This window comes from Micromonospora sp. NPDC023814 (assembly GCF_040639595.1).
In the GTDB taxonomy this organism is placed as follows: Bacteria; Actinomycetota; Actinomycetes; order Mycobacteriales; family Micromonosporaceae; genus Micromonospora.
The window spans coordinates 1-25,183 of sequence record NZ_JBFAAF010000007.1 but is presented as its reverse complement, the minus strand read 5'-3'; the positions used below and the strand labels follow the sequence as shown (position 1 = coordinate 25,183).

Below are 25,183 nucleotides of genomic sequence, written 5' to 3'. Positions count from 1 at the left end.
AAACACTAGGCGCTTAGGCTGGTGCCCGTGAGCACGCCGACCCGGATCTACATCGCCCGGCTCGCCGGGGTCGCCGTCTTCGACCCCAACGGTGACCAGGTGGGCCGGGTCCGCGACGCGGTGGCCCGGCTGCGGCCGACGCAGCGCCCGCCGGAGGTGGTCGGGCTGGTCGCCGAGATGCCGATGCGGCGGCGCATCTTCCTCTCCATCAACCGGATCACCTCCATCGACGCCGACGCGGTCGTGCTCGGCAGCGGCACGCTCAACCTGCGGCGCTTCGAGAAGCGCCCGAACGAGCTGCTCGTGCTCCAGGAGCTGCTCGACCGGCGGGTGCAGGTCGAGCCGGGCGGGCAGCCGGGCTCGGTGGTCGACGTGGCGATGGAGTGCAGCCGGGGCGGCGAGTGGTCGCTGACCCGGGTGGCCGTACGCGAGCAGACGGGCCGGCTGAGCCGCCGGGGTCACCTGCACCAGGTCGAGTGGGAGCGGGTACGCGGGCTCAGCGGCATCGCCGACAGCCGGGGCACCGCCAACCTGCTCGCGGTACTGGAGGACATGCGCCCGGCCGACCTCGCCAACGCCCTCCAGGACCTGCCCGACGCCCGGCGCAACGAGGTCGCCGCCGCGCTGGACGACGAGCGCCTGGCGGACGTGCTGAGCGAGCTGCCGGAGCACGACCAGGTGGAGATCCTGGCCGCGCTGGACCGGGAGCGGGCCGCGGACGTCCTGGAGGAGATGGACCCGGACGACGCGGCCGACCTGCTCAGCGAGCTGCCGCCCCCGGAGCAGGACGTGCTGCTCGACCTGATGCAGCCGGACGAGGCCGACCCGGTGCGTCAGCTGCTCAAGTACACGCCCGGCACGGCGGGCAGCGTGATGACCTCCGAGCCGGTGATCCTGCCGCCCGACGCCACGGTCGCCGAGGCCCTGGCCCGGATCCGGGAGCCGCAGCTCTCGCCCGCGATCGCCGCGCAGGTCTTCGTGTCCCGGGCGCCGATGACCACCCCGACCGGCCGCTACCTCGGCATGGTGCACTTCCAGCGGCTGCTCCGCGAACCGCCGGCCGACCTGCTCGGGGGGGTGGTGGTCAACGACATCGACCCGCTGCGGGCCACCACCCCGCTGCCGGAGATCACCCGCCGGATGGCCACGTACGACCTGGTGGCCATGCCGGTGGTCGACCGCAACAACCGGCTGGTGGGCGCGGTCACGGTCGACGACGTGCTGGACCACCTGCTCCCCCGGGACTGGCGGGACCGGGACGCCGCCGCGAGCCCGGCCGCCACCGAGCCGGTGGGCGGCGCGGATGGCTGACCAACGACGGGCGCCGCGGCTCGACCAGCCGCGCGAGCCCCGGGGCGTCAAGCTGCCCCGGTTCGACCCGGAGGCGTTCGGGCGGTGGTCGGAGGGCATCGCCCGGGGCATGGGGACCGCGAACTTCATCGTCTACATGACGGTCGTGATCGCGCTCTGGTTCGGTTGGAACACCCTGGCCCCGGCGCACCTGCGCTTCGACCCGTACACCTTCACGTTCCTGACCCTGGTGCTGTCCCTCCAGGCCAGCTACGCGGCCCCGCTGATCCTGCTGGCGCAGAACCGCCAGGCGGACCGGGACCGGGTGGCGCTGGAGGAGGACCGCCGGCGGGCGACCCTACAGAAGGCCGACACGGAGTACCTGGCCCGGGAGCTCGCCGCGCTGCGCAACGCGATGGGCGAGGTGGCGACCCGGGACTTCCTCCGCTCCGAGCTGGCCCGGCTGGCCGAGGAGCTGGACGAGGCAAGCCAGCGCCGGCAGCGGTTGGAGCGCCGCCACCAGGAGCGGTCCGCGCAGCGCGAGCAGGGCGGGGACGGGCTCGACGAGCCCCGCGACGAACTGGACGGCGACTGGGCCCGGGACGGCCGGCCGGAGGCCCGGGACGCGTGAGACGCCGCCCGCCGCAAGGGGCCGGGCGGGCGGCGTTCGCGTTGATCGTCCCATTTCGCGCCGTGGGCGGTCGACCCCCAACCGTCGTCATCGATTCGCTCACACCGGGCCCCGCTGGCGGCGGCGCGGGGTCACCCCCGACGTAGCATTGCGGGCATGTCAGCACCCGTCAGCACCGTCTCCGACGCGATCCAGGCCGCGCTGGCCACCGTCAACGACCCGGAGATCCGCCGGCCCATCACCGAGCTGGGCATGGTCCGCTCCGCCGAGGTCGGCGACGACGGCGTCGTACGGGTAGAGCTGCTGCTCACCGTCGCCGGCTGCCCGCTGAAGGACAAGCTGCGCGCGGACATCACGGCGGCGGTCGGCGCGGTGCCCGGGGTGACCGGCGTGGAGATCGAGTTCGGTGTGATGAGCCCCGAGCAGCGCCAGGAGCTCCAGGCGAAGCTACGTGGCGGCGGTGCCTCCCAGGAGCCGGTCATCCCGTTCGCCCAGCCGGGCTCCCGCACCCGGGTGTACGCGGTCGCCAGCGGCAAGGGCGGCGTCGGCAAGTCCAGCGTGACGGTCAACCTGGCCGCGGCGCTGGCCGCCCGCGGGCTCTCCGTCGGCGTGGTCGACGCGGACATCTACGGCCACTCGGTGCCCCGGATGCTCGGCGCGGACGGCCGCCCGACCCGCGTCGAGGACATGATCATGCCGCCGCAGTCGCACGGCGTGAAGGTCATCTCGATCGGCATGTTCACCGCCGGCAACGCCGCCGTGGTGTGGCGCGGCCCGATGCTGCACCGGGCGTTGCAGCAGTTCCTCGCCGACGTCTACTGGGGCGACCTGGACGTTCTCCTGCTCGACCTGCCCCCGGGCACCGGCGACGTGGCCATCTCGCTGGCCCAGCTGCTGCCCAACTCCGAGATCCTGGTCGTCACGACGCCGCAGGCCGCCGCCGCCGAAGTGGCGGAGCGGGCCGGCGCGATCGCCCTGCAGACGCACCAGCGTGTCGTCGGCGTCATCGAGAACATGTCCTGGCTGGAGCTGCCGGACGGCTCGCGGATGGAGGTCTTCGGCGCAGGCGGCGGCCAGACGGTCGCCGAGTCGCTGACGAAGACCATCGGCGCGCAGGTGCCGCTGCTCGGGCAGGTGCCGCTCGACACCCGGGTCCGCGAGGCCGGTGACGAGGGCACGCCGATCGTGCTGGCCGAGCCGGAGTCGCCGGCCGCGAAGGCACTGGGCCAGGTCGCGGACCGGCTCGCCCTGCGGCGGGAGTCGCTGCTCGGCAAGCCGCTGGGCCTCAAGCCCGCCGGCCGCTGATTCGCCCGCCGGCCCCGCCGGCGCTGTCGCCACCCGACCGGGGCGGCGTTCCCCCGGGAGCGCCGCCCCGGTCGCCGTTCCCACGGGGCGTACGGCGCGGCACCGGCCCGGCGACCCGCGGGCGTCGGGCGGTCCGCCGGGCCCAGCGCCCCGTCACGAACGATGTCGGGCAGGCCGGGGGCGCTGGTCAGGCCGAAGCGGTCGGGCGGGGTCAGGTGGCGTCGTCGTAGCTGACGCGGGGGGCGGGGGCCGGCGCGCCGCCGGTGGCGGTGCCCGGGCGGGTGCCCTTCGACCGCACGTCCGCGGCGGAGGCGACGTCCTTCAGCTCGTTGTGCACGCCGGTGACGTCCGCGCGCAGGTTGTCGTAGACGCCCTGCAGCGGCTTCCGGATCGCCTGCTCGTCCTCCTCGCTGAGCAGGTGCTTGCGGATGAACGCCTTGGGGTGCAGATCCTCCAGCTGGATGTCGGTGCCCAGCTCCCGGCTGAGGTCGGTGGTGGCACTGCGGGCCATGTTGCGCAGGTTGCGCACCATCCGCAGGCCGTCACTGATCACGGCGGGCAGCCGGTCGCCGAAGATCAGCAGCGCCAGGAGCAGCAGCCCACCGATCTCCCACCAGTTCAGGTTGTCGAACACTGCACGGGCCTCCTCTCCGCGTCAGCAGCAAGACTACGCACGTCGGACGCCGCGCGGGGAGGGGGTGACCGGCTGCTACTTGGCGTCTGCGGCCAGCGTCACGGAGGCGTTCTGCCGGTCGGAGCCCCGGCGGTACTCCACCGTCACCACCGAACCCGGCGCGAACTTCCGCACCAGGGCGATCAGGTCGGTCGGCTCGGTCATCGGCCGCCCGGCGAGCTTGAGGATCACGTCGCCGGCCCGCAGCCCCGCGCCGGCCGCCGGGCCGGACGGCTCGACGGCCGCGAGGCGTACGCCGGCCCCGCCCGTGCCCGCGCCCTGCCCGCCCACCTGGGCGCCGATCACCGTCCGCCGGGCCTTGCCCGTGCCGATGATGTCCTGGGTGACCCGCTTGGCCTGGTTGATCGGGATGGCGAAGGCGAGGCCGATGTTGCCCGCCTCCTGCCCGTCCGAGACCAGCGACTTGATCGTCGAGTTGACGCCGATCACCCGACCGGCCCCGTCGACCAGCGGGCCGCCGGAGTTGCCGTGGTTGACCGCCGCGTCGGTCTGGATCGCCGCGTAGTAGCGCGTGGGGCCGCCCGGCTCGCCGGCCTGCATCGTCCGGTCCAGCGCGCTGACGATGCCGGCGGTGACCGTGTTGGCCAGCGAGAGCGGCGACCCGATGGCCAGCACCGGGTCGCCCACGGCCAGCGCGTCGGAGTCGCCGAACTCGACCGGGCGCAGGCCCGTCCGGGAGACCTTGATCACCGCGATGTCGGACTCCGGGTCCTGCCCGACCACGGTGGCCGGGGCCGAGCTGCCGTCGTTGAAGATCACCGACGCCTTGCCGCCGGTCGCCCCCGCCACCACGTGGTCGTTGGTGATCACGTGCCCGTCGGCGCTGGCGACGAAGCCGGAGCCCTCGCTGGTGCCGCCGAGGCTGGCCACCCGGACGGTCACCACGCTGGGCAGCACCCGCTCGGCGACCCCGGCGAGCGACTCGGGCCGGCGCTGGGCCAGGCCGGGGGCCTGGGGGTCGGCGCCGAGCACCGGCCCGCCCCCGGCGCCGCCGCGCACCGCGAAGGCGTACCCGAGGGCGCCGCCGAGGCTGCCCGCGAGCAGCGCGGTGATCAGCGGGATGAGCAGCAGTTGGCGCAGCGTCGGCCGGCCCGGTGCGTCCGGGTCGCTGACCGGCTCGGGCTCGGTGCCGGGGCTCGGGGCGGCCGGCACCACCACGGCGGCCGGCGCGGCCGGGTCGCGCCACGGGTCGGCGAGCGCGTCGGACCACCAGGGCGATGTCGTGCCGCCCACGGCGCCCTGGAGCGCCGGTGGCGACCCCGCCGGCGGGTACCCGGGCCCCGGCGGTCGCGCCGGTGCCGGAGTCCCCCCGGGCTGGCGCCAGTCCCAGCCGTCGGTCACGTCGGTGCCTCCCAGTCCTTCCCCGGATCCCGCGCGCCACGGAACCGGCGAGGGGGCCGCCCGGTCGCGATCGACGGAATACCGCTTCCAGGATTACACGGATGCCACGGACTCAGTCACCGGTTGCCGGCCGTGATCGTCGGGTGGCGGACGCGCGGCTGCGTCCGTTCGACGTCGCCTCTAGGCTCACAGTGCCCACCCGCCCCCGCACCACTCGCGCCGCCCGGAGGTGTCCCATCGCCACGGTCGCCGGTTCCGGCAGTTCGACGACCCAGGCCCTGCAGTTCGCCGAGTCCTACGTGACCGAGGACCTCGTACTGCGCACCGCCCGCAGCCTGGCCCGGGAGGTCGGCCTCGACGCGGTGACCCCCGGCGCCGGCGCGGCGCTGCGGCTGCTCGCCGCCGCCGGCAGCGCCCGCGCCGTGGTGGAGATCGGCACCGGCACCGGGGTCAGCGGGGTCTGGCTGCTGCGCGGCATGCGCGCCGACGGCGTACTCACCACCATCGACGTGGAGGTGGAGCACCAGCGCATCGCCCGCCGGATCTTCGCCGAGGCGGGCTTCGCCGCCGGCCGGACCCGGATCATCACCGGCCGGGCGCTGGACGTGCTCCCCCGCCTCGCCGACGGCGCGTACGACCTGGTCTTCGTGGACGCCGAGTCGACCGGGTTCGCCGCCTGCGTGGACGCGGCGCTGCGGCTGCTGCGGCCCGGCGGCGTGCTGGCGCTCAACGGCATGCTGGCCGACGGCCGGATCGCCGACCCCGCCGCCCGGGACGTCGAGACGGTCACCATCCGCGAGACGATCAAGGCGGTCCGGGAGTCGGAACACTGGACCCCGGCGCTGCTGCCGGTCGGCCACGGGCTGCTCGCCGCCGTCAAGTGCTGACCGGGCGCCGGCCCGTCGGGGCCGGCGCCACCCGGCGGTCAGCCGAGCGTCCCCAGCCAGCGCAGCAGCGAGCGTACGCCCCAGCCGGTCGCACCCTTGGTCAGCTCGGCGTCGTCGCCCTCGGCCCACGACGGCGCGGACATGTCCACGTGCAGCCACCGGTCGTGCAGCTCGCCGGTGAACTCCCGCAGGTAGAGGGCGGCCATCACCGAGCCCGCGCCCCGGTCCGGCGAACTGTGCAGGTCGGCCAGCTCGCTGCCGAGGTGCTCGGTGTAGTCGGCGGGCAGCGGCATCCGCCAGGCCGCCTCGCCGGCGGCCCCGATCGCGGCCAGCACGTCGGCGGCGAGCGCGTCGTTCTCGCTGTAGAGCGCGCCCATCCGCTTGCCCAGCGCGACCGCGTTCGCCCCGGTCAGCGTGGCGAGGTCCACCAGCAGGTCGGGCTTGAGCTCGGCGACGGCGTAGGCGAGCGCGTCGGCGAGGACCAGCCGCCCCTCGGCGTCGGAGTTGGTGGTCTCGCTGGTCGTGCCGCCGTAGTGGCGGACGATGTCGCCGGGGCGGAACGCCGAGCCGCTGAGCATGTTCTCCGCCAGCGGCGCGAGCGTGGTGACCCGGACGGGCAGGCGCAACGCCGCCGCGCCGAGGGTGGCCGCGACCACCGCCGCCGCGCCGGCCATGTCCTTGCGCATCAGCTTCATCGCCGGCACCGGCTTGATCGAGATGCCGCCGGTGTCGAAGGTGATCCCCTTGCCCACCAGCACCACGTGCGTACGCGCGCCGGCCGGTCGCCAGTCCAGCTCGACCAGTCGCGGGGCGCTGGCCGAGCCGCCGCCGACCGCGAGGATCCCGCCGAAGCCCTCCGCCGCCAGCTCCTCCGGGCCGCGTACCCGCAGGTGCAGGTCCGGCACGTCGACCTCGGCCGCGGCGAGCGCGACCTGGCCGGCGAACCACTCCGGGTTCTTGACCGACGACGGGGTGTTGGTGAGGTCGCGGGCGAACCTGGTCATCCGGGCGGTCGTGCCGGCAGCCTCCACGGCCGGCGCGTACGCCTCCGGGTCGGCCACCACGACGTCGACCCCGGCCAGCGCCGCGGCGGCGCCTGCCTCGGTCAGCCGGAACCGGTACGACGCCAGCAGCAGCCCCTCGACCAGCCCGCGTACGGCCGCCGGGGTGACCCCGGCCGGCATGGCCAGAGTGACGCGCGTCTCATCCCTGGCGGCCCGGGCGAGCGCCGCGCCGGCCGTCCGCCATTCCGCCTCGTCGCCCTCGCCGATCCCGAGCAGCAGCAGGCGGCCGGGGTCGCGCCCGGGCCGGAGGTGCGCCTGGACCTCGCCGGGCCGCCCGGTCGCGCGCGCGGCCGGGACCAGGGCGGCGGTCTCCTCGGCCACGCCGTCGGGCAGCGCCACGTCGGTCGGGACCGGCCGGGCCGGGGCGTCGTCGGCCGCGGCGGGCCGCACGGGCAGCACGAGGACGTCGGGCCGTTGCGGCTCGACGAGCAGACGAATGGCGAGCACGCGGAGCCGTACCTCCAGGAAAGCTCGCGGAGCCGGGCTCCGCGGGGAATGAAGACCCTGAGCCACCGGCCGGGCCGGTGGCTCAGGGGTTGACGAAACGCCCGCGCGGGCGCGCGGACCGCTCCTCGGTCAGCCGGCAGCCGCCTTGAGCGCGTCACCGAGCGCGTTGGCCTCGTCGGGAGTCATCTCGACGACGAGCCGGCCACCGCCCTCCAGCGGGACCCGCATGACGATGCCCCGGCCCTCCTTGGTGACTTCCAGCGGACCGTCGCCCGTCCGCGGCTTCATCGCCGCCATGTTGTCTCCCCTCAGACCTACACCAGGGTCGGTGGGTTGCCCCACAGCCACTTCGTCTTGACCACCCGCAACGTACGCGGGGGTGTCGACCAACGATTTTCCCTGATGAACACCGCCGGACCCAAACCGAAGCAGCATTGATGTAACAGCATCTAGCTTATCCTGAGAAGGCCTGTCACAATGTGCGGTCATGCAGGCACGGTCGGCACTCTTCGACCTGTACGGCGACCACCTCCGGGCGAGGGGCGGCCGGGCACCCGTCGCCGCCCTGGTCAAGCTGCTGGCGCCGCTCGGGATCGCCCCGCCCGCCGTGCGTACGGCGGTCTCCCGGATGGTCCGCCAGGGGTGGCTGGACCCGTGCCGGCTCACCTCCGGACCGGGATATTCGATCACACCGAAAGCCGCCCGCCGACTGGACGAGGCAGCCGCCCGGATCTACCGGACCGGCCGGATCACCTGGGACGGCCGGTTCGACCTGCTGGTGCTGGAGGCGCCCACCGCGCGGCGGGAACGGCAACGCCTCGCCGCCAACCTGACCTTCCTCGGCTACGGGGCCCTGGACGACTGCACCTGGGTGGCCACCCGCCCCGGCGAGGACGTGGACGTGCTGCTCGACGAGGCGGGCGTGCGCTACGAACGGTTCACCGCCGCGCACACCTCCGGCACCCCCGGCGCGATGGGCGTCGTGCGCCGCGCCTGGAACCTGACCGAGATCGGCCAGGCGTACGAGCAGTTCGTCGCCGAGCAGCGGCCGCTGCTGGCCGGCGTCACCGTACGCAGCCAGGACGAGGAGGCGTACGCCGCCCGGTTCCGGCTCGTGCACGCGTGGCGTACCTTCCTCTTCCGGGACCCGCAGCTGCCGCCGGCGCTGCTCCCCGAACGCTGGCCCGGCACCGCCGCGGCCAGTTTCTTCGACCGGCACGCGGCCCGGCTGCGGCCGGCCGCCGACCGGTACGTCGAGCAGTGCCTCGACGCCGGCAACCGCCTCGCCCGACAGAAGGGTCGTGAGACGTGACCGAGCCCCTGCTCGTCGACCGCACCGACGCCGTCGTCACCCTGACGCTGAACCGCCCGACGGCAATGAACGCGCTCGACGTGGCGCTCAAGGAGGCGCTGCGGGACACCCTGGCGGAGCTGGAGACCGACCGCTCCTGCCGGGCCGTGGTGCTCGCCGGCGCGGGCCAGTCGTTCAGCGCCGGCCAGGACCTGCGCGAGCACGTGCAGACGCTGGAGTCCAACGACGGCGACCCGCTGCACACCGTCCGGGCGCACTACAACCCGATCGCCGCCCGGCTGGCCAACCTGCCGAAGCCGGTGGTCGCGGCGGTGCGGGGGATGGCCGCCGGGGCGGGCGCCTCGCTCGCCTTCCTGGCCGACATCCGCATCGGCGGGCCGTCGACCAGCTTCCTGATGGCCTTCGCCAGGGTCGGGCTCGCCGCCGACACCGGCGCCTCCTGGACGCTGCCCCGGCTGGTCGGCCACGCCAAGGCGGTCGAGCTGCTGATGCTGGCCGAGCCGGTGCACGCGGCGGAGGCCTGTCAGCTCGGGCTGCTCAACCGCCTGGTGGTGGACGACGAGCAGGTGCTGCCGACCGCACAGGAGCTGGCCGCCCGGCTGGCCGCCGGTCCGACCGTCGCGTACGGGGCGATCAAGCGGCAGCTCTCCATCGCCGACGCGGGCACCCTCGCCGACGCCCTCGCCGCCGAGGCGCAGGCGCAGGCGATCTGCGGGGGCACCGTCGACCACCAGGCCGCCACCGTCGCCTTCGTCAACAAGCAGAAGCCGGTCTTCGAGGGCCGCTGACGCCTCCGGCTCCGCCCGGGCGTCGCGTCGCGACCGCCCGGGTGGCCCGGCATCGGCGCAACCGCCCCGGCCCGGCGCCGCCGCGGTGACGTCGCCCGGTCAGGTCAGTCGTCCTCCTCCGGATCCTGGTTGGCCTCCGCGCCGAGCACGAACGCCTGCATGGCCAGCTCGTCGCCGGAGGGCGAGACGAAGGCGGGCAGCTCACGCGGCCCCAGCTCCTGCACGTACGCCCAGAACAGCCGGACCGCCTCGGCGGGCGAGGCGGCCTCGATCGGCAGGTCGAGGCTGACCAGCCAGGAACGCCGCTGCGGCGGCGGGCCGAGCTTGTCGGCCAACTCCCGGAACACCGTCGGGTCGAGCGCGGTCACCGGCCCGTCGAGCGCCACCGCCTCGGCCGGCACCGGCTCGTCGAAGGCACGCCGGGTGTACGCCACCACCAGCGGCGCCTCGCTCCGGTCGGAGAGCGGATCCTCCGGGTCCTCCCGCTCCTGGCCGCTGGCCGCGGCGACCCGACCCAGCGCCACCAGCCGGGGCGGCTCGTCGGCCAGCACCGCCACCCGGTCGCCGGGGCGGGGCCGGTCGGCGTCGGCCAGGCCGGTCAGTTCGAGCGTGTCGTGGTGGACGAGCCGCTCGGCCTCGTAGCGCCCGCCGGGCAGCAGCACGGCCCAGGCTCCCGTGCCGTCGGCGTGGGTCGCCCCGTCCACCCGGTGCGCGGTGTCGGTCGTCATGGCCTCCATCCCATCACGCCGCCCGCGCCGCCACGACGTGGCAGCCCGCAAGGTGGTCGTCGACCATCCCGGTGGCCTGCATCAGCGCGTAGGCCGTGGTGGGGCCGACGAACCGGAAGCCGCGCTTCTTGAGCGCCTTGGCCATCGCGGTGGACTCGGCGGTCAGCGCGGGCACCTGCGCGAAGGACGTGGGCCGGGCCGATCGGGGCGGTGGGGCGAAGGACCAGAGCAGCGCGGAGAGCCCCTCGGGCAGCTCCAGCGCCGCCCGGGCGTTGGCGATCGCCGCCTCGATCTTGGCCCGGTTGCGGACGATGCCGGCGTCGGCGAGCAACCGGGCCACGTCGGCCTCGCCGTAGCCGGCCACCGTCTCGATCCGGAACTCGTCGAAGGCCAGCCGGAACGCCGGGCGCTTGCGGAGGATGGTCAGCCAGGACAGCCCCGACTGGAACGCCTCCAGCGTGATCCGTTCGTAGAGCTCGTCGTCGCCGTGCAGGGGACGGCCCCACTCGGTGTCGTGGTAGGCGGCGTAGTCCGGGGTGCTGGTCCCCCAGCCGCAGCGCGGCAGCCCGTCGGCGCCGATCACCAGGTCAGTCACGCGTCCACGCTAGGGCACGGGCCCGACGGCCCCGTCGCCTGCGGCCGCCTTCCGGCGTCCGTCGCGCACCGCGGGCACGGCTCGGTCAGGCCGAGGTCAATGAGATCGGGGCGTCCCGGCCGGGTCGACGCCCCGACTGTCAGGGACGTCGAGTCGATCACGCAATCGCCGACGGTCAGGGCAGCCGGCCCTGCTCGACCAGCCGGCCGAACTTCTTCAGCGCCTGGGTCAGGCCGAACTTCGAGCCGGGCCACAGCACCGGCCAGGTCACCCGGCCGGCCGGGCCGCCGGGCAGGTGGAACCACTCGTGCCAGACCACCTGGGTGCGGTCCCGCGCCAGCGGTGTGCAGCGCAGCACGCCGGGGCCGCGCAGCAGCTTTCCGCAGTGCACCACGCGGACCTCGTAGGGCGCGTCCACCTGGACCACCCGCATCTCGTCGCGCAGCACGGCCGGGCCGAGCGCGGTGACCGCCTCGACGAGGCTGCCCTCGCCGCCGTCCCCCTCGACCACGCGGACGGTGGTGAACGGGATCCAGTCCGATTGCCGCTCCCAGGCCGTCAGCGCCGCGAAGACCCGCTCCGCCGGCGCGTCGACGATCACCGTGGCGGTGACCTCGCCCGCGCCGGGCTGTGCCGCCTCGCGCAGGTTGTCGCCGCCCACGGGCCCGGTCACGCCGACTCCGACCGGACCACCGACCCCTGCCGCCCGGCGTCGCCCGCCGGCGCCGTCGATTCGTCGTCGCCCGAAGGTGCCGTCACCCGGTCGTCGCCCGACGGTGACACGGCCTGGTCGTCGTCGCCGGTCAGGTCCTCGCGCCCGGGCTCACGTGGTTCTCCCCCGGCGGGGTGTCCGGCGGCGACGCGGCCGGTCCGGTCCCCGGTGCCGTCGCCGCCCGCCGGGGCGGCGGGCGCGTCGTCGGAGCGCCCGGCGGAGTCGGCGCCCGGAGCCGGCGCCGCCCACCCGGTCGACCCGGCCGGCGCCGCGTCACCCGTCGCCGGTCCGGTGCCCGGGCCCACGAACGCGGGGATCGGCTCGACGACCAGGTCCCGCTCCCCGGCGGCGTCGGGCCGGTCGGCCCCGACCGGCACCGTCCCCCGGGCCTGCGGCGAAGCCTCGGCGGCGGTCGTCCCGGCCGCCTGCTCCCGGGCGCGGCGCAGGGCGTCGGCGTCCGCGGTCCGCCCCTCGCGCAGCGCGGCGACCTCCGCCTCCAGCACGCCGACGAGCTCGGACTTGTAGCCGATGTCGTAGGCCGCCCGGCGCATCGCCTGGTCGACCTGGTCCATCCGGTAGCCGCGCAGCGCCGTGTCGAACCGGACCTCACCCACGTCGGCCTCGCGAAGCGGGCGGGTGGCCGGCAGCGGCACGGCGCGCCCGTCCGGCTCGGCCGGCGTCAGGCCGGGATCCCGGCCGGTGACCAGCACGGTCACACCGAACACCACGGCCGCGACGGTCAGCGCGACGACAAGCAGGAGCAGAACCTGATCCATACACAGATCGTGGCATGTCGAAGGGGCCGGAGCGACCCCACCACCCCACCGGCGCACCGGAACCGGGGCGCCGGCCCGCCGCCCGGCGGGGCGGCGGCGACGGGCGGAGCGCGACGACGCGGCGACGACCGACCGGCCGGGCCCGGCGGCGGCGGACCGGATAGCGTCGTGATCGGCCGGCGACGGGGACGGGACGACGGCGCGGACCTTCAGGAGGCGGTATGGCCGGGGCGCTTCGGCTCGGTGGGCGGACGTTCGGCCCGGGCGAGCTGGTGGTGATGGCGATCGTCAACCGGACGCCGGACTCGTTCTTCGACCGGGGCGCGACCTTCGCCCAGGACAGCGCGCTGCGCGCCGTGGAGCGAGCGGTCGAGGAGGGCGCCGAGATCATCGACATCGGCGGGGTCAAGGCCGGCCCGGGCGCCGAGGTCGACGTCGCCGAGGAGATCCGACGCACGGTGGCGACCATCGCCGCCGTCCGGGCCGCCTTCCCCGACGTGGTGATCTCGATCGACACCTGGCGGGCCGAGGTCGCGGTGGAGGCGGTGGCCGCGGGCACCGACCTGCTCAACGACACCTGGTCCGGCGCCGATCCGGCCCTGGCCCGGGTGGCGGCGGAGACCGGCGCCGGGCTGGTCTGCTCGCACGCCGGTGGTCTGGCGCCCCGGACCCGGCCGCACCGGGCGGCCTTCCCCGACGTGGTCGCCGACGTGGTCGCGACGGTGACCGGGCTCGCCGAGCGCGCGGTCGGGCTGGGCGTACGGGCCGACGGGATCCTGATCGACCCGGCGCACGACTTCGGCAAGAACACCCGTCACTCCTTGGAGATCACCCGCCGGCTCGACGAGCTCACCGACACCGGCTGGCCGCTGCTGGTCGCCCTGTCGAACAAGGACTTCGTCGGCGAGACGCTGGACCTCCCGGTGGCCGAGCGGCTGGAGGGGACACTGGCGGCCACCGCCGTCTCCGCCTGGCTGGGTGCCCGGGTGTTCCGGGCGCACCAGGTCCGCCCCACCCGCCGGGTGCTCGACATGGTCGCGTCGATCCGCGGTGACCGCCCGCCCGCGGCGACCCGGCGCGGCCTGGCCTGACCACGACGACCTCGCGCGGCCCGACCTGACCACGGCGGCCGGCGCGGGCGGTGGGAGCCGGACGATCGCCGGCGCCGGGCGGGTTCGGGTCAGGTCCAGCGCAGGATGTTCTTCCGCCAGGCGTAGAGGATGCCCAGCGCCAGCACCGCGACGAAGACCGCCATCTCCACGACCGTCACCATCCCGAACCCCGGCCGGTCGAAGACCACCGCCCAGGGGAAGAGGAACACGGACTCCACGGCGAACAACACGTAGAGATACGCGTACACGTAGTAACGGATCTGCATCTGCGCCCAGTCGGCACCGACCGGGTCGAGGCCGCACTCGTAGCTGGCCCGCTTGCCGTAGGGATCGGCCGGACGGGCAGGACGTAACACCCGATTGGCCGAGAACGCCGTAACGAAGAAGAGGACGCTGGCGAGCAGCAGGAGCCCGAGCGTCGCGTACGAGCCCAGGTAACCGGTCACGGTCGATCAGCCTACCGCCCCGCGCGGCCGGCCGAGCGTTACGGACTTGTTTCCGGGCGGGACTAGTGCCAGTGGACAAGAGTTGCCGAACATTGGAACCCTCACTCATCGTCACGGAGGACAGATGGCCCGCGTGGACGTACGGCCCGGCCGACGGGCGTGTGACCGGCGTACGGCTCCCCTGCTGGCGATCTCCCTCGCGGTCGGGCTCACGGTCGCCGCGGTGCCGGGCTGGGCGGCTGCGGCCCCCACCGCCGCCCGGGTCGCCGCCGCCACGGACCCGGTCGGCGAGCCCGGCGCGGAGCCGTCGACGGCGGACCCGACGGACACCGGACCGGTGCCCAGCGAGGCGCCGTCGACCACCTCTCCGCCGCCGGCGTCCACGCCGCCGGCCGGGACGACCGAGCCGACCCCGACGACCACGGCCCCGGAGGGACCGGCGCCGACCACCGCCGCACCGACCGTCAGCGCGCCGCCGACGGCGCCGTCGGTGCCACCGGTGCGCCCGAGCGCGCCCGCCCCGGGCAGCCCGGCGGCTCCCTCGGCCGGGGTCCGCGTCACCACCGACGACATCACCCTGACCGCCGCCTACTGGAACGCGCCGAGCACCGTGACCACGCTGCGGGTGACCGTCACCAACACCGGGGCGGCGCCCGCCCGGATCCGGCTCGCCTACACGCTCCCGGCCGGGCTGACCGACGCCGGCACCCGGGGCTGCGCCCACGTCGGCGGCGGGGCACACCGCTGCGGCGAGTGGACGAGCGCGCCGGGCGCCCGGTTCAGCACCCTGATCCGCGTACGCGTCGGCGGCGACGCCTGGCGGCAGATGCCCCTCAGCGGCTCCGTCCAGGTCACCGCGACCGCCCCCGGCGCGGAGCCGGGGCGCGACGACGAGGGCTTCGCCGTGCTCTTCCCGCCCGGCCCTCCGGCGCCCGGGATCAGGCTGGAGGCCGGCGAGGTCGCCTTCGACATCAGCGGCGGGGCGAGCGGGCTCGACGTACGCCTGGGCAACACCGGCCGGGTGGACGCCGACGGCCGGATCGAGGTGGTCCTGCCGGCCGGGGTGACCGTGCCGACGCCCCCGGCGGCCTGCACCGCCGCCGGCCCGACGCGGACCCGCTGCGACCTGGGCACGGTCCCCGCGGGCCGCGCCGCCCACCTGCGGCTGCCGGTGTCCGCGACGCCCGAGGCCCAGCGGATCGCCCCACTGGCCGGCGCGGTGCTCGGCAAGCTCGACCCGCGCAGCGGCCGGGCCCGGCAGGTGCAGATGAGCTTCCGGATCACCGCGGCCGCCGCCCTGGCCACCCCGGTGGTCTCGCCGCCCGCGCCGACCGGTTCGCAGGGCGTGCTGGCCGCCGACGCCCCCGCCCTGCGCGCCGGCGGGAGCGGGTCGGTGCGGCAGACCGCGATCATCCTGATCGCGGTCTCCACGCTGCTGGTGGTGCTGGCCCTCACACTGGCCACCACCTCCCTGCGGCGGCGGCTGGGCGCCCCGGTGCCGGAGCCGACGACGGCGCCCGCGCCGACGGACTGACCCGGGGAAGCCGGTCGCCCGGCCCGGATCGACGGGCGCCCCGGTGATCTGGATTACGGCGGGCGGGCGGAAACACCGCAAACCGGTGTGGAACCCCGCCCGATCGCATCCCACAGGGCGGCCTACGAGAAAGTTGGAAGGGCCATCCGACGTAGGCTCTCAGGTGAGGAACTACGGCGGACCGGGCCTGCCCCGCGCGGGTCCGGTGCAGCGGTGCGTCAAGGAGGTCACGTGGCCGGGCTAGGCGAGGTCACCATCATGTTCAGCCGCCCACGCGACCGCGCACAGCGAAGCGAGGTGCAGGCGTGACCAAGCAGATCCGTCAACTGGACCGGGTGGTGATCCGGTTCGCCGGCGACTCCGGCGACGGCATGCAGCTCACCGGCGACCGGTTCACCTCGGAGACCGCGCAGCTGGGCAACGACATCTCCACGTTGCCGAACTTCCCGGCGGAGATCCGGGCCCCCGCCGGCACCCTGCCGGGCGTGTCGAGCTTCCAGGTGCACTTCGCCGACTACGACATCCTGACCCCCGGCGACGCGCCGAACGTGCTGGTGGCGATGAACCCGGCGGCGCTCAAGGCCAACCTCGTCGACCTGCCGCGCGGGGCGGACATCATCGTCAACACCGACGAGTTCACCAAGCGCAACCTGGCCAAGGTCGGTTACCAGGCGAACCCGCTCGAGGACGACACGCTCGCCGGCTACGTGGTGCACCCGGTGGCGCTGACGTCGATGACGGTCGGCGCGCTCGCCGAGCACGACGTGTCCAAGAAGGACGCCGAGCGGGCGAAGAACATGTTCGCCCTCGGTCTGCTCTCCTGGATGTACAACCGGCCCTACGAGTCGACGCTGCGCTTCCTGGAGCGCAAGTTCGCCGCCCGCCCGGAGCTGGTCGCGGCGAACGTCGCGGCGTTCCGCGCCGGCTGGAACTTCGGCGAGACGACCGAGGACTTCGCGGTCCGCTACGAGGTCAAGCCGGCGAAGATGCAGCCGGGCACCTACCGCAACATCACCGGCAACGCGGCCCTGTCGCTCGGGTTGGTGGCCGCCGGCGTGCGCTCCGGGCTGCCGGTCTTCCTGGGCGCCTACCCGATCACCCCGGCCTCGGACATCCTGCACGAGCTGAGCAAGCACAAGCGCTTCGGCGTGCTCACCATGCAGGCCGAGGACGAGATCGCGGCGGTCGGCGCGGCGCTGGGCGCGTCCTACGGCGGCTCGCTCGGCGTCACCACGACCAGCGGCCCGGGCGTGGCGCTCAAGAGCGAGACGATCTCCCTCGCCGTGGCGCTGGAGCTGCCGCTGGTCATCGTCGACGTGCAGCGGGCCGGCCCCTCCACGGGCATGCCCACGAAGACCGAGCAGGCCGACCTCAACATGGCGCTCTACGGCCGCCACGGCGAGGCCCCGGTGGCGGTCGTCGCGCCGCGGTCGCCGGCGGACTGCTTCCACGCGGCCATCGAGGCGGCCCGGATCGCGCTGACCTACCGCACCCCGGTCATCCTGCTGTCCGACAACTACGTCGCCAACGGGTCCGAGCCGTGGCTGCTGCCCGACGTCGAGTCGCTGCCCGACCTGCGGGTCGAGTTCGCCACGAAGCCCAACGGCGAGGACGGCACCACCTTCCTGCCGTACCTGCGCGACCCGGAGACCCTGGCCCGGCCGTGGGCCGTCCCGGGCACCGCCGGGCTCGAGCACCGCATCGGCGGCCTGGAGAAGGCCGACAAGACCGGCGACATCTCGTACGACCCGGCGAACCACGACTTCATGGTGCGCACCCGGGCGGCCCGGATCGAGACGATCCCGGTGCCGGACGTCGAGGTCGAGGACCCGAACGGTGACGCCCGGGTGCTGGTGCTCGGCTGGGGCTCGACGTACGGGCCGATCGGCGCGGCCTGCCGGGGCCTGCGCCAGCGCGGCCACTCCATCGCCCAGGCGCACCTGCGGCACCTCGCCCCGATGCCGGCCAACCTCGGCACGGTGCTGAGCTCCTACGACCGCGTGGTCATCCCCGAGATGAACCTCGGCCAGCTCGCCCACGTGATCCGGGCCAAGTACCTGGTCGACGCGATCGGCTACAACCAGGTCCGCGGCCTGCCGTTCACGGCCAACGAGCTGGAGACGATGCTGGAAGAGGTCCTGAAGAATGTCTGAGCCCGTCGCCCTCAAGCTCACCGCCAAGGACTTCAAGTCCGACCAGGAGGTGCGCTGGTGCCCCGGCTGCGGCGACTACGCGATCCTCGCCGCGATCCAGCAGTTCATGCCGGAGCTGAACATCCCGCGCGAGCGGATCGTCTTCGTCTCCGGCATCGGCTGCTCGTCCCGCTTCCCGTACTACATGAACACCTACGGGATGCACTCGATCCACGGCCGCGCCCCGGCGATCGCCACCGGCCTGTCGGCCAGCCGCCCCGACCTGTCGGTCTGGGTGGTCACCGGCGACGGTGACGCCCTCTCCATCGGCGGCAACCACCTGATCCACGCGCTGCGCCGCAACGTCAACCTGAAGATCCTGCTGTTCAACAACCGGATCTACGGCCTGACCAAGGGGCAGTACTCGCCGACCTCCGAGGTCGGCAAGGTCACGAAGTCGACGCCGGCCGGCTCCGCCGACGCCCCGTTCAACCCGCTCTCGCTCGCCCTCGGCGCCGAGGCCACCTTCGTGGGCCGCACCATCGACTCCGACCGCAAGCACCTCCAGTCGGTGCTGCGGGCCGCGGCGGAGCACCAGGGCTCGGCGTTCGTGGAGATCTACCAGAACTGCAACATCTTCAACGACGGGGCGTTCGACCAGCTCAAGGAGCCGGCCACCCGGGACGACTACCTGATCCGGCTGGAGCACGGGCAGCCCATCACGTTCGGCAAGGACGGGCAGTTCTGCGTCGTGCACCCGCCCGGCGGGTTCGGCCTGGAGGTCCGGGAGACCGCCTCGGTCAGCCCCGGGGAGATCGTCGTGCACGACGCGACGGTCACCGACCCGGCGTACGCCTTCGCGCTGTCCCGGCTGCCCGGCCTCGACCTGCGGAACACCCCGATCGGGGTGTTCCGCTCGGTCGACCGCCCGTCCTACGACAGCGTGGTGCAGGGGCAGCTCGCCGCGGCGAGGGCGACGGTGACCGAGACCCCGGAGCAGCAGCTCGCCGGTCTCCTCGCCAGCGGGGACACCTGGACCATCCTCTGACCGGCGCGGCCGGTCGCCGCCCCGCGAGGGGGAGCGACCGGCCGCCGCAACGCCAAGGACGAAAAGGGGCCCGCAACCGGTCGGTTGCGGGCCCCTTTCGTTACTGCGCGGGAGTGGCTCCCCTGATCAGAAGATCAGGTTGTAGCTGCCCCAACCGCTGGAGATCACCTTGCCGCTCGCGTCGATCCACTGGCCCTTGCCGTTGGTCGTGTAGAGCCGCATCTGGTTGCTGCTGTTGACGCCCAGCATGTCCATCATGTTGTCGCCGTTCCAGTCGCCCAGCGTCATGATGCTCTTGAAGCCACCCCAGCCGCTGCCGATCTGGGTGCCGGCCGGGTTGGTCCAGCCGCCCTTGCCGTCGGACTGGTACATCTTGAGGTAACCGGTCGAGGTGCGACCGATGATCACCTCAAGCCCGTCGCCCTTCCAGGCGCCCGGCGTGAGGAACAGGTTGAACCCGTTCCAGCCGGTGCCGATCCGGGTGCCCGACGGGTTCTCCCAGCCGCCCGCACCGTTGCTGGTGTAGCGGATGAGGTCACCGTTGGACTTGCGGACCAGCAGGCTCGGGCGGTTGTTGCCCATCCAGTTGTTCGTCACCATGAGCGCGGTGAAGTTCGCCCAGCCGGTGCCGATCAGCTTGCCGCCGCCGACGAAGTTGCCGGCCCCGTCGGTGTTGTAGATGTACAGCTCACCGGTGGTCTTCATCGCCATGATGGACGGCCGCTTGTCGCCGTTCCAGTTGTAGACGCGGAAGACCCGCTTGAAGCTGCCCCAGCCCGAGTTGAGCTGCTTCGGCGCGTAGTAGAAGCCGCCGTACCCGTTGTTGGCGAACCCGGCGCCCTCGAAGAGCTTCAGGTTGCCGGCGGTGTCCCGGGCGATGAGGTCGGTGTGACCGTCACCGGCCCAGTCGGCGTTGATCAGCGGCGGACGGGTCAGGTCCTCCTTGACCGTGTTCACGTAGTTGTTCAGCCGGACGTAGTAGCCCGGGCTCGTGCCGCACGGCTCGAAGCCCCAGCTGGTGATGCCGACCTGCTTGCCGCCGACCATCAGCGGACCGCCGGAGTCACCGCCGCACGTGTCGGTGCTCGGCACGCTGGGCGTGCCCGCCCCGGCGCAGGTCATCGCGTTCGGGTCGTACCCGTAGGTGCTGCAGACCGAGTCGGACCGCATGGGAGCGGTCCCCTTGCGCAGGCGGCTGTCCGGGTTCTCCTCGTCCGAGTCGGTCACGCCGTAGCCGGCGATGACCGCGCTCGTGCCCTCCTGGTACGGCGTCGAGTCGCCCTGCGTGCTCAGCGTCACCGGCGTGTACTCGGCGGGCAGGTTCTGCTTGAGCGTCAGCACCGAGACGTCGTGCTTGATCGGAATCGTCGGGTCGTTGTAGACCGCGCTGATGTTCCAGCTCTGGTGGGTCCAGGTGGAACCGACGTCGGCGACGAACCCGCTGCCGCCGACGATGTTGCCGTTGCTGTCTACCAGCTGGTCGTTACCGGCGATGACACGGGTGGTGCCCGGGCCGTCGGCGGTGCAGTGCGCGGCCGTCAGCACCTTGTTGGGGGCGATGATCGTGCCGGTGCACCAGTACCAGTAGAAATCTCCGGCGTACTCGAAGCTGGTCACGACGCCGACGATGTAGGGGAACTCCGACGCGCTGGCGAACTCCCCCTTCACGATGCGCGGCGACGGACCCGTGCCGGTCTGGAACCGAGGTCCCTTGGCGCCCGGCGAGGGCAGCTCCAGCTTGCCCTTGTGCAGGTTCGGCAGCCTGTCCAGGTTCCTGGTCCCGGACTCGCTGGCCGCGTCGTACACGCCGTCCCCGGCGGGGGCGGCCTGAGCGACGGTAGCGGGTGCGACGAACGCCGCACCGGCGAGGGCGAGGCCGACGACGCCGGCCGACCAACGCCGCCTGGCTCCTGCGGATGTTGCCACTTCAGCCACTGATTGATTTCCCGTCGTTCGATTAACGAGGTGCTCGGAACGGCTCGGCGGAGATGCGCCCGACCGGACGGGAAGACGACGATCGACGCGCGGGGCGTCGGCCCACGTGCGAAAGATGAAGCCCCCGTCGTGCCTGTGCCATTGACGGCGCGTCGACTGCGGTCGATAACGCTCACCGGCGATTCCAAGCCGCCAAACCGTAGCAAACGAGTCGGCGCGGAAAAAGATCCGCGAAGACGATTCTTGGTCAGCCCAAAGGCTCGGACCGGGGCGGCCGTCCAGCGACGACCGCCGGCGATGCCGGCACACCCAGCCAGCCCGGCGTCGGCCGGCGCGGGGCCGGTCAGGGCGCGGGGCCGGTCAGGGCGCGGGGCCGGTCAGGGCGTGGGGCCGGTCAGGGCGTGGGGCCGGTCAGGGCGCGGGGCCGGTCAGGGCGCGGTGGTCGCCTGAGGGCGGTCGTCGCGGACGTGGACGAGCATGTCGCCGGTCTCGATGACCGCGCCGGCCTTGTCGGCCAGCGTCACCACCTTGCCGCGCCGGACCAGGGCGATGACCAGCGAGTCCAGCTCCCGGGGGGAGCGGCCCACCTCGGCCCGCTCGGCGGAGCGCATCGCCAGCGCCATGCCCTGGCCGGGAGTGAGCAGGTCCTCCACCACGTCGATCAGCGGCGGGGCCGAGGTGGACAGGCCCAGCAGCCGGCCGGCGGTGGCCGAGGAGACGATCACGTGGTGCGCGCCGCTCTGCTTGAGCAGCGGGGCGTTCTCCGCCTCGCGGGCGGCGGCGATGATCCGCACCTGGCCGGCGGTGAGCTGCCGTACGGTCAGCGCCACCAGGACCGAGGCGTCGTCGCTGTCGGTCGCGATGATCACCGCCTTGGCGTTGCGGACGTGCGCCTCGTTCAGCACGGACGAGCGGGTCGCCGATCCCTCGATCGCCACCAGGCCGGCCGAGGTGGCCTGCCGCAGGGCCGGGCCACTGCGTTCCACCACCACGATCCGGGACTTGTCCAGCCCGTTCTCCAGCAGGGCGGAGACCGCGCTGCGGCCCTTCGTGCCGTAGCCGCAGATGATGACGTGGTCCTTCACGGCTCTCCTCCACCGCGACAGGCGGCGCCCGGTGCGGTACTGCTCGGTCAGCACTTCCAGGGTGGTGCCGACCAGGATGATCAGGAAGATCACCCGGGCCGGCGTGATGTAGACGACGTTGACCAGCCGGGCCGTCTGGCTGACCGGGGTGACGTCGCCGTAGCCGGTGGTCGAGAGGGTGACCACCGTGTAGTAGAAGCAGTCGAGGAGGGTCATGCCGTCCTCGTTGACGTCGCGGTAGCCGTCCCGGTCGAGGTAGACCACGGCGACGGTGGCGAAGACCAGGCCGATGGCGGCGGCAAGGCGGAGGCTCAGCGCGCTCAGTGGGCCCCGTCGCTGCGCGGGAAAGTGGATCACTTGTTGACCTGCCCCGACTCCGTCGTCGCCTGCACGCCCACAACATAGCGGCCCGACGGGAATCCGCACGGCGGGGTCGCCGACGGGGCAACCGGTCGGGCGCCCGGATGCGGCGGTGGCGGCGGGCGGGCAACCTGGACGCGCTGGTCCGCCGCGGTGGCTCCCGTACGGCGGCGCGCCGACCGGGCCGGTTCTCGGGGCCGGGACAGGGCATGATGGGGGTGGTGTCCCCGACGGCGACCACGAGAGTGAGGCCCGCATGTCGTTGCTGCGACGAGTGATCGGCGGGGTGCTGCGCCGGCTCCGCCTGCGGCAGGGCCGCACGCTGCGCGAGGTGGCCGAGGCCGCCGGGGTGTCGGTGCCCTACCTGTCCGAGGTCGAACGCGGTCGGAAGGAAGCTTCCTCGGAGGTGCTCGCGGCGATCTGCCGGGCGCTCGGCATCCACCTGTCGGACCTGCTCGAAGAGGCGCGCGACGACCTGCGCCGCGTCGAGCCGCGCATCCCGGCGGCGCCCCGGGCGGAACTGGCCTCCGCCGCAGCCGCGCCGGCCGGCCCCGAATCGGTCGGGCCGGAGCGGGCGGACGCCCCCGACGCCAGGCCGGTCGCCCGAGTCGGTCTCCGGACCGGCAGGCCGCTGCTCCACCTGGCTCCCCGGGCCGGCGGGCCGACCGTCCGGGTCGGACGCTCCGCCTCCGCGCGCGGCGGTCACCCCGGGCCGCGTACCAGTGCGGTGCTCGGCTGCGGACGGTGCCGGTCGGGCCGACGGCGGCTGGCTGTCGTCTAGGCCCGGCCGCTTCCGCCCTCAGCGGATCTGCCGCGGGCAGAATTGTTACGGCGACGCGCCGTCCAGCGGGCAGTCTGAAGGGGCCGGTCCCCCGGGCGCCTCCGGTCGCCCGCCGGCACTGTGGGAGGGCGCGCGATGATCGCTACGGGCGTACGCATGTTGGACGGTGGGCATCCGTCCTTCGACGACCAGGTGTTCAACCGGCTGCTGAAGGAGCGGATCATCTTCCTCGGCACCGAGGTGACCGACGAGTCGGCGAACCGGATCTGCGCCCAGATTCTGCTGCTCGCCGCCGAGGACGCCGACCGGGACATCTTCCTCTACATCAACTCGCCGGGCGGCTCGGTGAGCGCGGGAATGGCCGTCTACGACACCATGCGCTACGTCAAGAACGACGTGGCCACCCTGGCGCTCGGCCTGGCCGGCTCGATGGGGCAGTTCCTGCTCTGCGCCGGGACGGCCGGGAAGCGTTACGCGCTGCCCCACTCGCGGATCATGATGCACCAGCCGTCCGGCGGGATGGGCGGCACGGCTGCGGACATCACCATCCAGGCCGAGAACATGCTGCACGTGAAGCGGACCATGCAGGAGCTGATCGCCCGGCACAGCGGGCGCACCCTCGACGAGATCCAGCAGGACTGGGACCGGGACCGGTGGTTCACCGCCGAGCAGGCCCGCGAGTACGGCCTGATCGACAAGGTGCTCACCAAGGTCGCCCAGCTGCCCGAAGGCTGACCGCCCGGCCGGGTCGGGCGGCGGCCGGGCGAGCGGGGCCGAGCCGGCACGGCAGCCGGATCGGCCGGCACCGACGGCCGGCACCGCGGCGACGGGGGCGGCCGGGCGGTGACGCGCGGCGGCAGCCGACGATGGTCCCGCCGGCCGCCGCCGCGTTCCGCCGTCAGGGCAGATCGACGAAGTCGTCCAGGAAGTCTCGGGCGCTGTCGCTGTCCAGCCGGTAGGTGACGTTGGTGGCGTAGCAGGGGGCGTCGCCGGTGATCGTCGTGGCGGCGAGGAGCCGCTGCCCGCCGATGGTGAGGAAGTTCGGGCCGCCCGAGTCGCCGTAGCAGGCCCCGCCGTAGTCGCGGCTCTCGTTCATGGCGAGCCGTACCCAGGTGCTGTTGAGCGCGTTGAAGCCGACCTCCGCCTTCATCCGCACCCCGCCGCCCGGGTGGACGTGCCCGCCGGGCTCGCGCTGGGCCTCCGCCGTGCCGTACCCCATGACCTCCCAGCGGGCCGCGTCGAGCGCCCGGGAGCCGAGCGCGCCGAGCTGGCCGGCCGCCGGCAGGGTGGCCGGGGTGAAGTCCCAGCGCCGGTCCAGCTCGGCCGCCTGCGCGACGTCGAGGGTGACCACGGAGATGTCGTGCGAGTCGGCGGAGTTGCCCGGGTAGTCGGGGTGGACGTGCTCGGTGCCCTCGACGCCGACGGCGGCGGCCACCTGCGCCGGGCTGAGCCCGGCGGCCTTCGCAGCGGCCAGCTCCGCCTCCACGTCCTGGGCGAGCGAGACGTAGAAGCGGGCGCCCGGCGACCAGTCGGTGGTGCAGTGCGACGCGGTCAGGAAGACGTCGCGGTCGATCATGGTGCCGGAGCAGTACCAGTCCACGACGTCCGGCGTGCCGGGATCGCCGTCGCGGTCCCACTGCACGATCAGGGCGCCGACCTCGGTGCGCTCCGGGGCGGGCAGGGCGTTGTAGGTGTTGATCGCGGATGCCGGTGTGGCGGCGAGGACGGCCGCGGCGAGCGCCGCGGTGGTCAGCGTGGCGAAGAGTGCGGTACGACGCACAGGGTCCTCCGGTGTGAAACGGGAAGCGGCACCGGCGCCGGACGCGCCCCCTCGATCCGCGTCCGACCCGCGGTACGCGATGGCCGCAGGTGGCGGCCGTCGATATGCGGAGCCTATTCCCGGGGCTGGGAATATTCGCGGGCTGCAAGCGCAGCGTCTTGCCAGCGAATCTCGTTACATCCGGAGGCCCGGCCTTCCCGGTGGGCTGGCCTTCTCGTGGCGCCGGCGAAACACCGACTCCGGCTGTCGCCCGCGCCGTCGGCCCGCCCTCCCCGACACGCCCACGCCCCGTCCGGCGGCCTAGCTGTACTGCCCAGGGACGTTGGTCGAGATTGTGTGACGACACGATCTGATGTCGTAGGCAGGTGAAGGCCTCCGGTTGTGGAGTGGAGCTGTCTAG

23 protein-coding genes and 1 pseudogene are annotated in these 25,183 nt (G+C 73.8%); 12 read left to right on the top strand and 12 right to left on the bottom strand.

Translation table 11 applies throughout. From position 1 onward, the window contains the following. Nucleotides 1-27: 27 nt before the first annotated feature. The 3 genes from AB0G14_RS05415 (at nucleotide 28) to AB0G14_RS05405 (ending at nucleotide 3,226) form a co-directional block, all read left to right on the top strand. On the top strand, nucleotides 28-1,311 hold the full coding sequence (locus AB0G14_RS05415; RefSeq protein WP_350701507.1) for a CBS domain-containing protein: 1,284 nt from the start codon (nucleotides 28-30) through the stop codon (nucleotides 1,309-1,311). After that, on the top strand, nucleotides 1,304-1,921 hold the full coding sequence (locus tag AB0G14_RS05410) for a DUF1003 domain-containing protein (RefSeq protein WP_357693998.1): 618 nt from the start codon (nucleotides 1,304-1,306) through the stop codon (nucleotides 1,919-1,921). Before AB0G14_RS05415 ends, AB0G14_RS05410 begins: the two co-directional genes overlap by 8 nt. 156 nt (nucleotides 1,922-2,077) lie before the next feature. Then, nucleotides 2,078-3,226: an Mrp/NBP35 family ATP-binding protein gene (locus tag AB0G14_RS05405; protein ID WP_357693996.1), complete on the top strand. Its 1,149-nt coding sequence runs from the start codon at nucleotides 2,078-2,080 to the stop codon at nucleotides 3,224-3,226. A 211-nt stretch (nucleotides 3,227-3,437) separates the two neighbouring features. On the opposite strand, the gene AB0G14_RS05400 is transcribed toward AB0G14_RS05405, so the two are convergent. Together AB0G14_RS05400 and AB0G14_RS05395 are read right to left on the bottom strand one after the other, a co-directional pair. Beyond that, nucleotides 3,438-3,860 (bottom strand): preprotein translocase subunit TatB, encoded by a 423-nt coding sequence (locus tag AB0G14_RS05400; protein WP_357693994.1) that lies wholly within the window; start codon nucleotides 3,858-3,860, stop codon nucleotides 3,438-3,440. A 75-nt stretch (nucleotides 3,861-3,935) separates the two neighbouring features. Next, a complete protein-coding gene (locus AB0G14_RS05395; protein ID WP_357694240.1) occupies nucleotides 3,936-5,276 on the bottom strand; it encodes a trypsin-like peptidase domain-containing protein in 1,341 nt (446 codons plus the stop codon). Between the two features lie 284 nt (nucleotides 5,277-5,560). Between AB0G14_RS05395 and AB0G14_RS05390 the strand changes: the two genes are divergently transcribed. Then, nucleotides 5,561-6,148: an O-methyltransferase gene (locus AB0G14_RS05390; protein WP_357693991.1), complete on the top strand. Its 588-nt coding sequence runs from the start codon at nucleotides 5,561-5,563 to the stop codon at nucleotides 6,146-6,148. A 38-nt stretch (nucleotides 6,149-6,186) separates the two neighbouring features. Here AB0G14_RS05390 and AB0G14_RS05385 read toward each other — a convergent pair whose 3' ends face one another. Together AB0G14_RS05385 and AB0G14_RS05380 are read right to left on the bottom strand one after the other, a co-directional pair. Continuing rightward, nucleotides 6,187-7,659 carry a leucyl aminopeptidase family protein gene (locus AB0G14_RS05385; RefSeq protein ID WP_357693988.1) on the bottom strand — a complete coding sequence of 491 codons (1,473 nt, stop codon included), beginning with the start codon at nucleotides 7,657-7,659 and terminating at the stop codon, nucleotides 6,187-6,189. A gap of 129 nt (nucleotides 7,660-7,788) precedes the next feature. Next, a complete protein-coding gene (locus tag AB0G14_RS05380; RefSeq protein ID WP_007455245.1) occupies nucleotides 7,789-7,956 on the bottom strand; it encodes a DUF3117 domain-containing protein in 168 nt (55 codons plus the stop codon). A gap of 190 nt (nucleotides 7,957-8,146) precedes the next feature. Here AB0G14_RS05380 and AB0G14_RS05375 point away from each other — a divergent pair, with 190 nt between their 5' ends. Then, the gene (locus AB0G14_RS05375; protein ID WP_357693986.1) at nucleotides 8,147-8,971 is read left to right on the top strand and encodes a PaaX family transcriptional regulator C-terminal domain-containing protein; all 825 of its coding nucleotides are present in this window, start codon (nucleotides 8,147-8,149) and stop codon (nucleotides 8,969-8,971) included. Further along, nucleotides 8,968-9,759: an enoyl-CoA hydratase-related protein gene (locus tag AB0G14_RS05370; protein WP_357693983.1), complete on the top strand. Its 792-nt coding sequence runs from the start codon at nucleotides 8,968-8,970 to the stop codon at nucleotides 9,757-9,759. The genes AB0G14_RS05375 and AB0G14_RS05370 overlap by 4 nt, the downstream gene beginning before the upstream one ends. Nucleotides 9,760-9,863: 104 nt before the next feature. Here the strand turns inward: AB0G14_RS05370 and AB0G14_RS05365 are convergent, their stop codons facing one another. The 4 genes and pseudogenes from AB0G14_RS05365 to AB0G14_RS05350 form a co-directional block, all read right to left on the bottom strand. Continuing rightward, nucleotides 9,864-10,487: a hypothetical protein gene (locus AB0G14_RS05365; protein ID WP_357693981.1), complete on the bottom strand. Its 624-nt coding sequence runs from the start codon at nucleotides 10,485-10,487 to the stop codon at nucleotides 9,864-9,866. Nucleotides 10,488-10,500: 13 nt separating this feature from the next. After that, on the bottom strand, nucleotides 10,501-11,082 hold the full coding sequence (locus AB0G14_RS05360) for a DNA-3-methyladenine glycosylase I (RefSeq protein ID WP_357693978.1): 582 nt from the start codon (nucleotides 11,080-11,082) through the stop codon (nucleotides 10,501-10,503). A gap of 175 nt (nucleotides 11,083-11,257) precedes the next feature. Beyond that, nucleotides 11,258-11,755: an SRPBCC family protein gene (locus AB0G14_RS05355; RefSeq protein ID WP_357693976.1), complete on the bottom strand. Its 498-nt coding sequence runs from the start codon at nucleotides 11,753-11,755 to the stop codon at nucleotides 11,258-11,260. A 455-nt stretch (nucleotides 11,756-12,210) separates the two neighbouring features. Beyond that, nucleotides 12,211-12,570 (bottom strand): annotated as a pseudogene (locus AB0G14_RS05350) (DivIVA domain-containing protein); the annotation flags it as partial. Between the two features lie 221 nt (nucleotides 12,571-12,791). Here AB0G14_RS05350 and folP point away from each other — a divergent pair. Further along, on the top strand, nucleotides 12,792-13,661 hold the full coding sequence (gene folP / locus AB0G14_RS05345) for a dihydropteroate synthase (RefSeq protein WP_357693973.1): 870 nt from the start codon (nucleotides 12,792-12,794) through the stop codon (nucleotides 13,659-13,661). 89 nt (nucleotides 13,662-13,750) lie between these two features. Here folP and ndhC read toward each other — a convergent pair whose 3' ends face one another. After that, nucleotides 13,751-14,128 carry an NADH-quinone oxidoreductase subunit A gene (gene ndhC / locus AB0G14_RS05340; protein ID WP_350678128.1) on the bottom strand — a complete coding sequence of 126 codons (378 nt, stop codon included), beginning with the start codon at nucleotides 14,126-14,128 and terminating at the stop codon, nucleotides 13,751-13,753. Nucleotides 14,129-14,252: 124 nt separating this feature from the next. On the opposite strand from ndhC, the gene AB0G14_RS05335 reads away from it, so the two are divergent. From AB0G14_RS05335 to AB0G14_RS05325, 3 genes are all read left to right on the top strand, one after another. Further along, entirely contained in the window at nucleotides 14,253-15,662 is a 1,410-nt protein-coding gene (locus tag AB0G14_RS05335) for a hypothetical protein (RefSeq protein ID WP_357693969.1), read from the top strand. Nucleotides 15,663-15,967: 305 nt separating this feature from the next. Continuing rightward, nucleotides 15,968-17,815 (top strand): 2-oxoacid:acceptor oxidoreductase subunit alpha, encoded by a 1,848-nt coding sequence (locus AB0G14_RS05330; RefSeq protein ID WP_357693966.1) that lies wholly within the window; start codon nucleotides 15,968-15,970, stop codon nucleotides 17,813-17,815. Beyond that, on the top strand, nucleotides 17,808-18,842 hold the full coding sequence (locus AB0G14_RS05325; RefSeq protein ID WP_357693963.1) for a 2-oxoacid:ferredoxin oxidoreductase subunit beta: 1,035 nt from the start codon (nucleotides 17,808-17,810) through the stop codon (nucleotides 18,840-18,842). The genes AB0G14_RS05330 and AB0G14_RS05325 overlap by 8 nt, the downstream gene beginning before the upstream one ends. Nucleotides 18,843-18,968: 126 nt before the next feature. Here AB0G14_RS05325 and AB0G14_RS05320 read toward each other — a convergent pair whose 3' ends face one another. Beyond that, nucleotides 18,969-20,768, bottom strand: coding sequence for a trypsin-like serine protease (locus AB0G14_RS05320; RefSeq protein ID WP_357693960.1), 1,800 nt, complete (start codon nucleotides 20,766-20,768; stop codon nucleotides 18,969-18,971). Nucleotides 20,769-21,205: 437 nt separating this feature from the next. Then, complete coding sequence (locus AB0G14_RS05315) at nucleotides 21,206-22,219, bottom strand: NAD-binding protein (RefSeq protein WP_357693958.1); 1,014 nt, start codon at nucleotides 22,217-22,219, stop codon at nucleotides 21,206-21,208. 259 nt (nucleotides 22,220-22,478) lie between these two features. On the opposite strand from AB0G14_RS05315, the gene AB0G14_RS05310 reads away from it, so the two are divergent. Further along, nucleotides 22,479-23,003 (top strand): helix-turn-helix transcriptional regulator, encoded by a 525-nt coding sequence (locus tag AB0G14_RS05310; RefSeq protein WP_357693956.1) that lies wholly within the window; start codon nucleotides 22,479-22,481, stop codon nucleotides 23,001-23,003. Nucleotides 23,004-23,138: 135 nt separating this feature from the next. Then, nucleotides 23,139-23,738: an ATP-dependent Clp protease proteolytic subunit gene (locus AB0G14_RS05305; protein WP_357693953.1), complete on the top strand. Its 600-nt coding sequence runs from the start codon at nucleotides 23,139-23,141 to the stop codon at nucleotides 23,736-23,738. Between the two features lie 163 nt (nucleotides 23,739-23,901). Here AB0G14_RS05305 and AB0G14_RS05300 read toward each other — a convergent pair whose 3' ends face one another. Then, nucleotides 23,902-24,783 (bottom strand): trypsin-like serine protease, encoded by an 882-nt coding sequence (locus AB0G14_RS05300; protein ID WP_357693951.1) that lies wholly within the window; start codon nucleotides 24,781-24,783, stop codon nucleotides 23,902-23,904. Nucleotides 24,784-25,183: the final 400 nt, after the last annotated feature.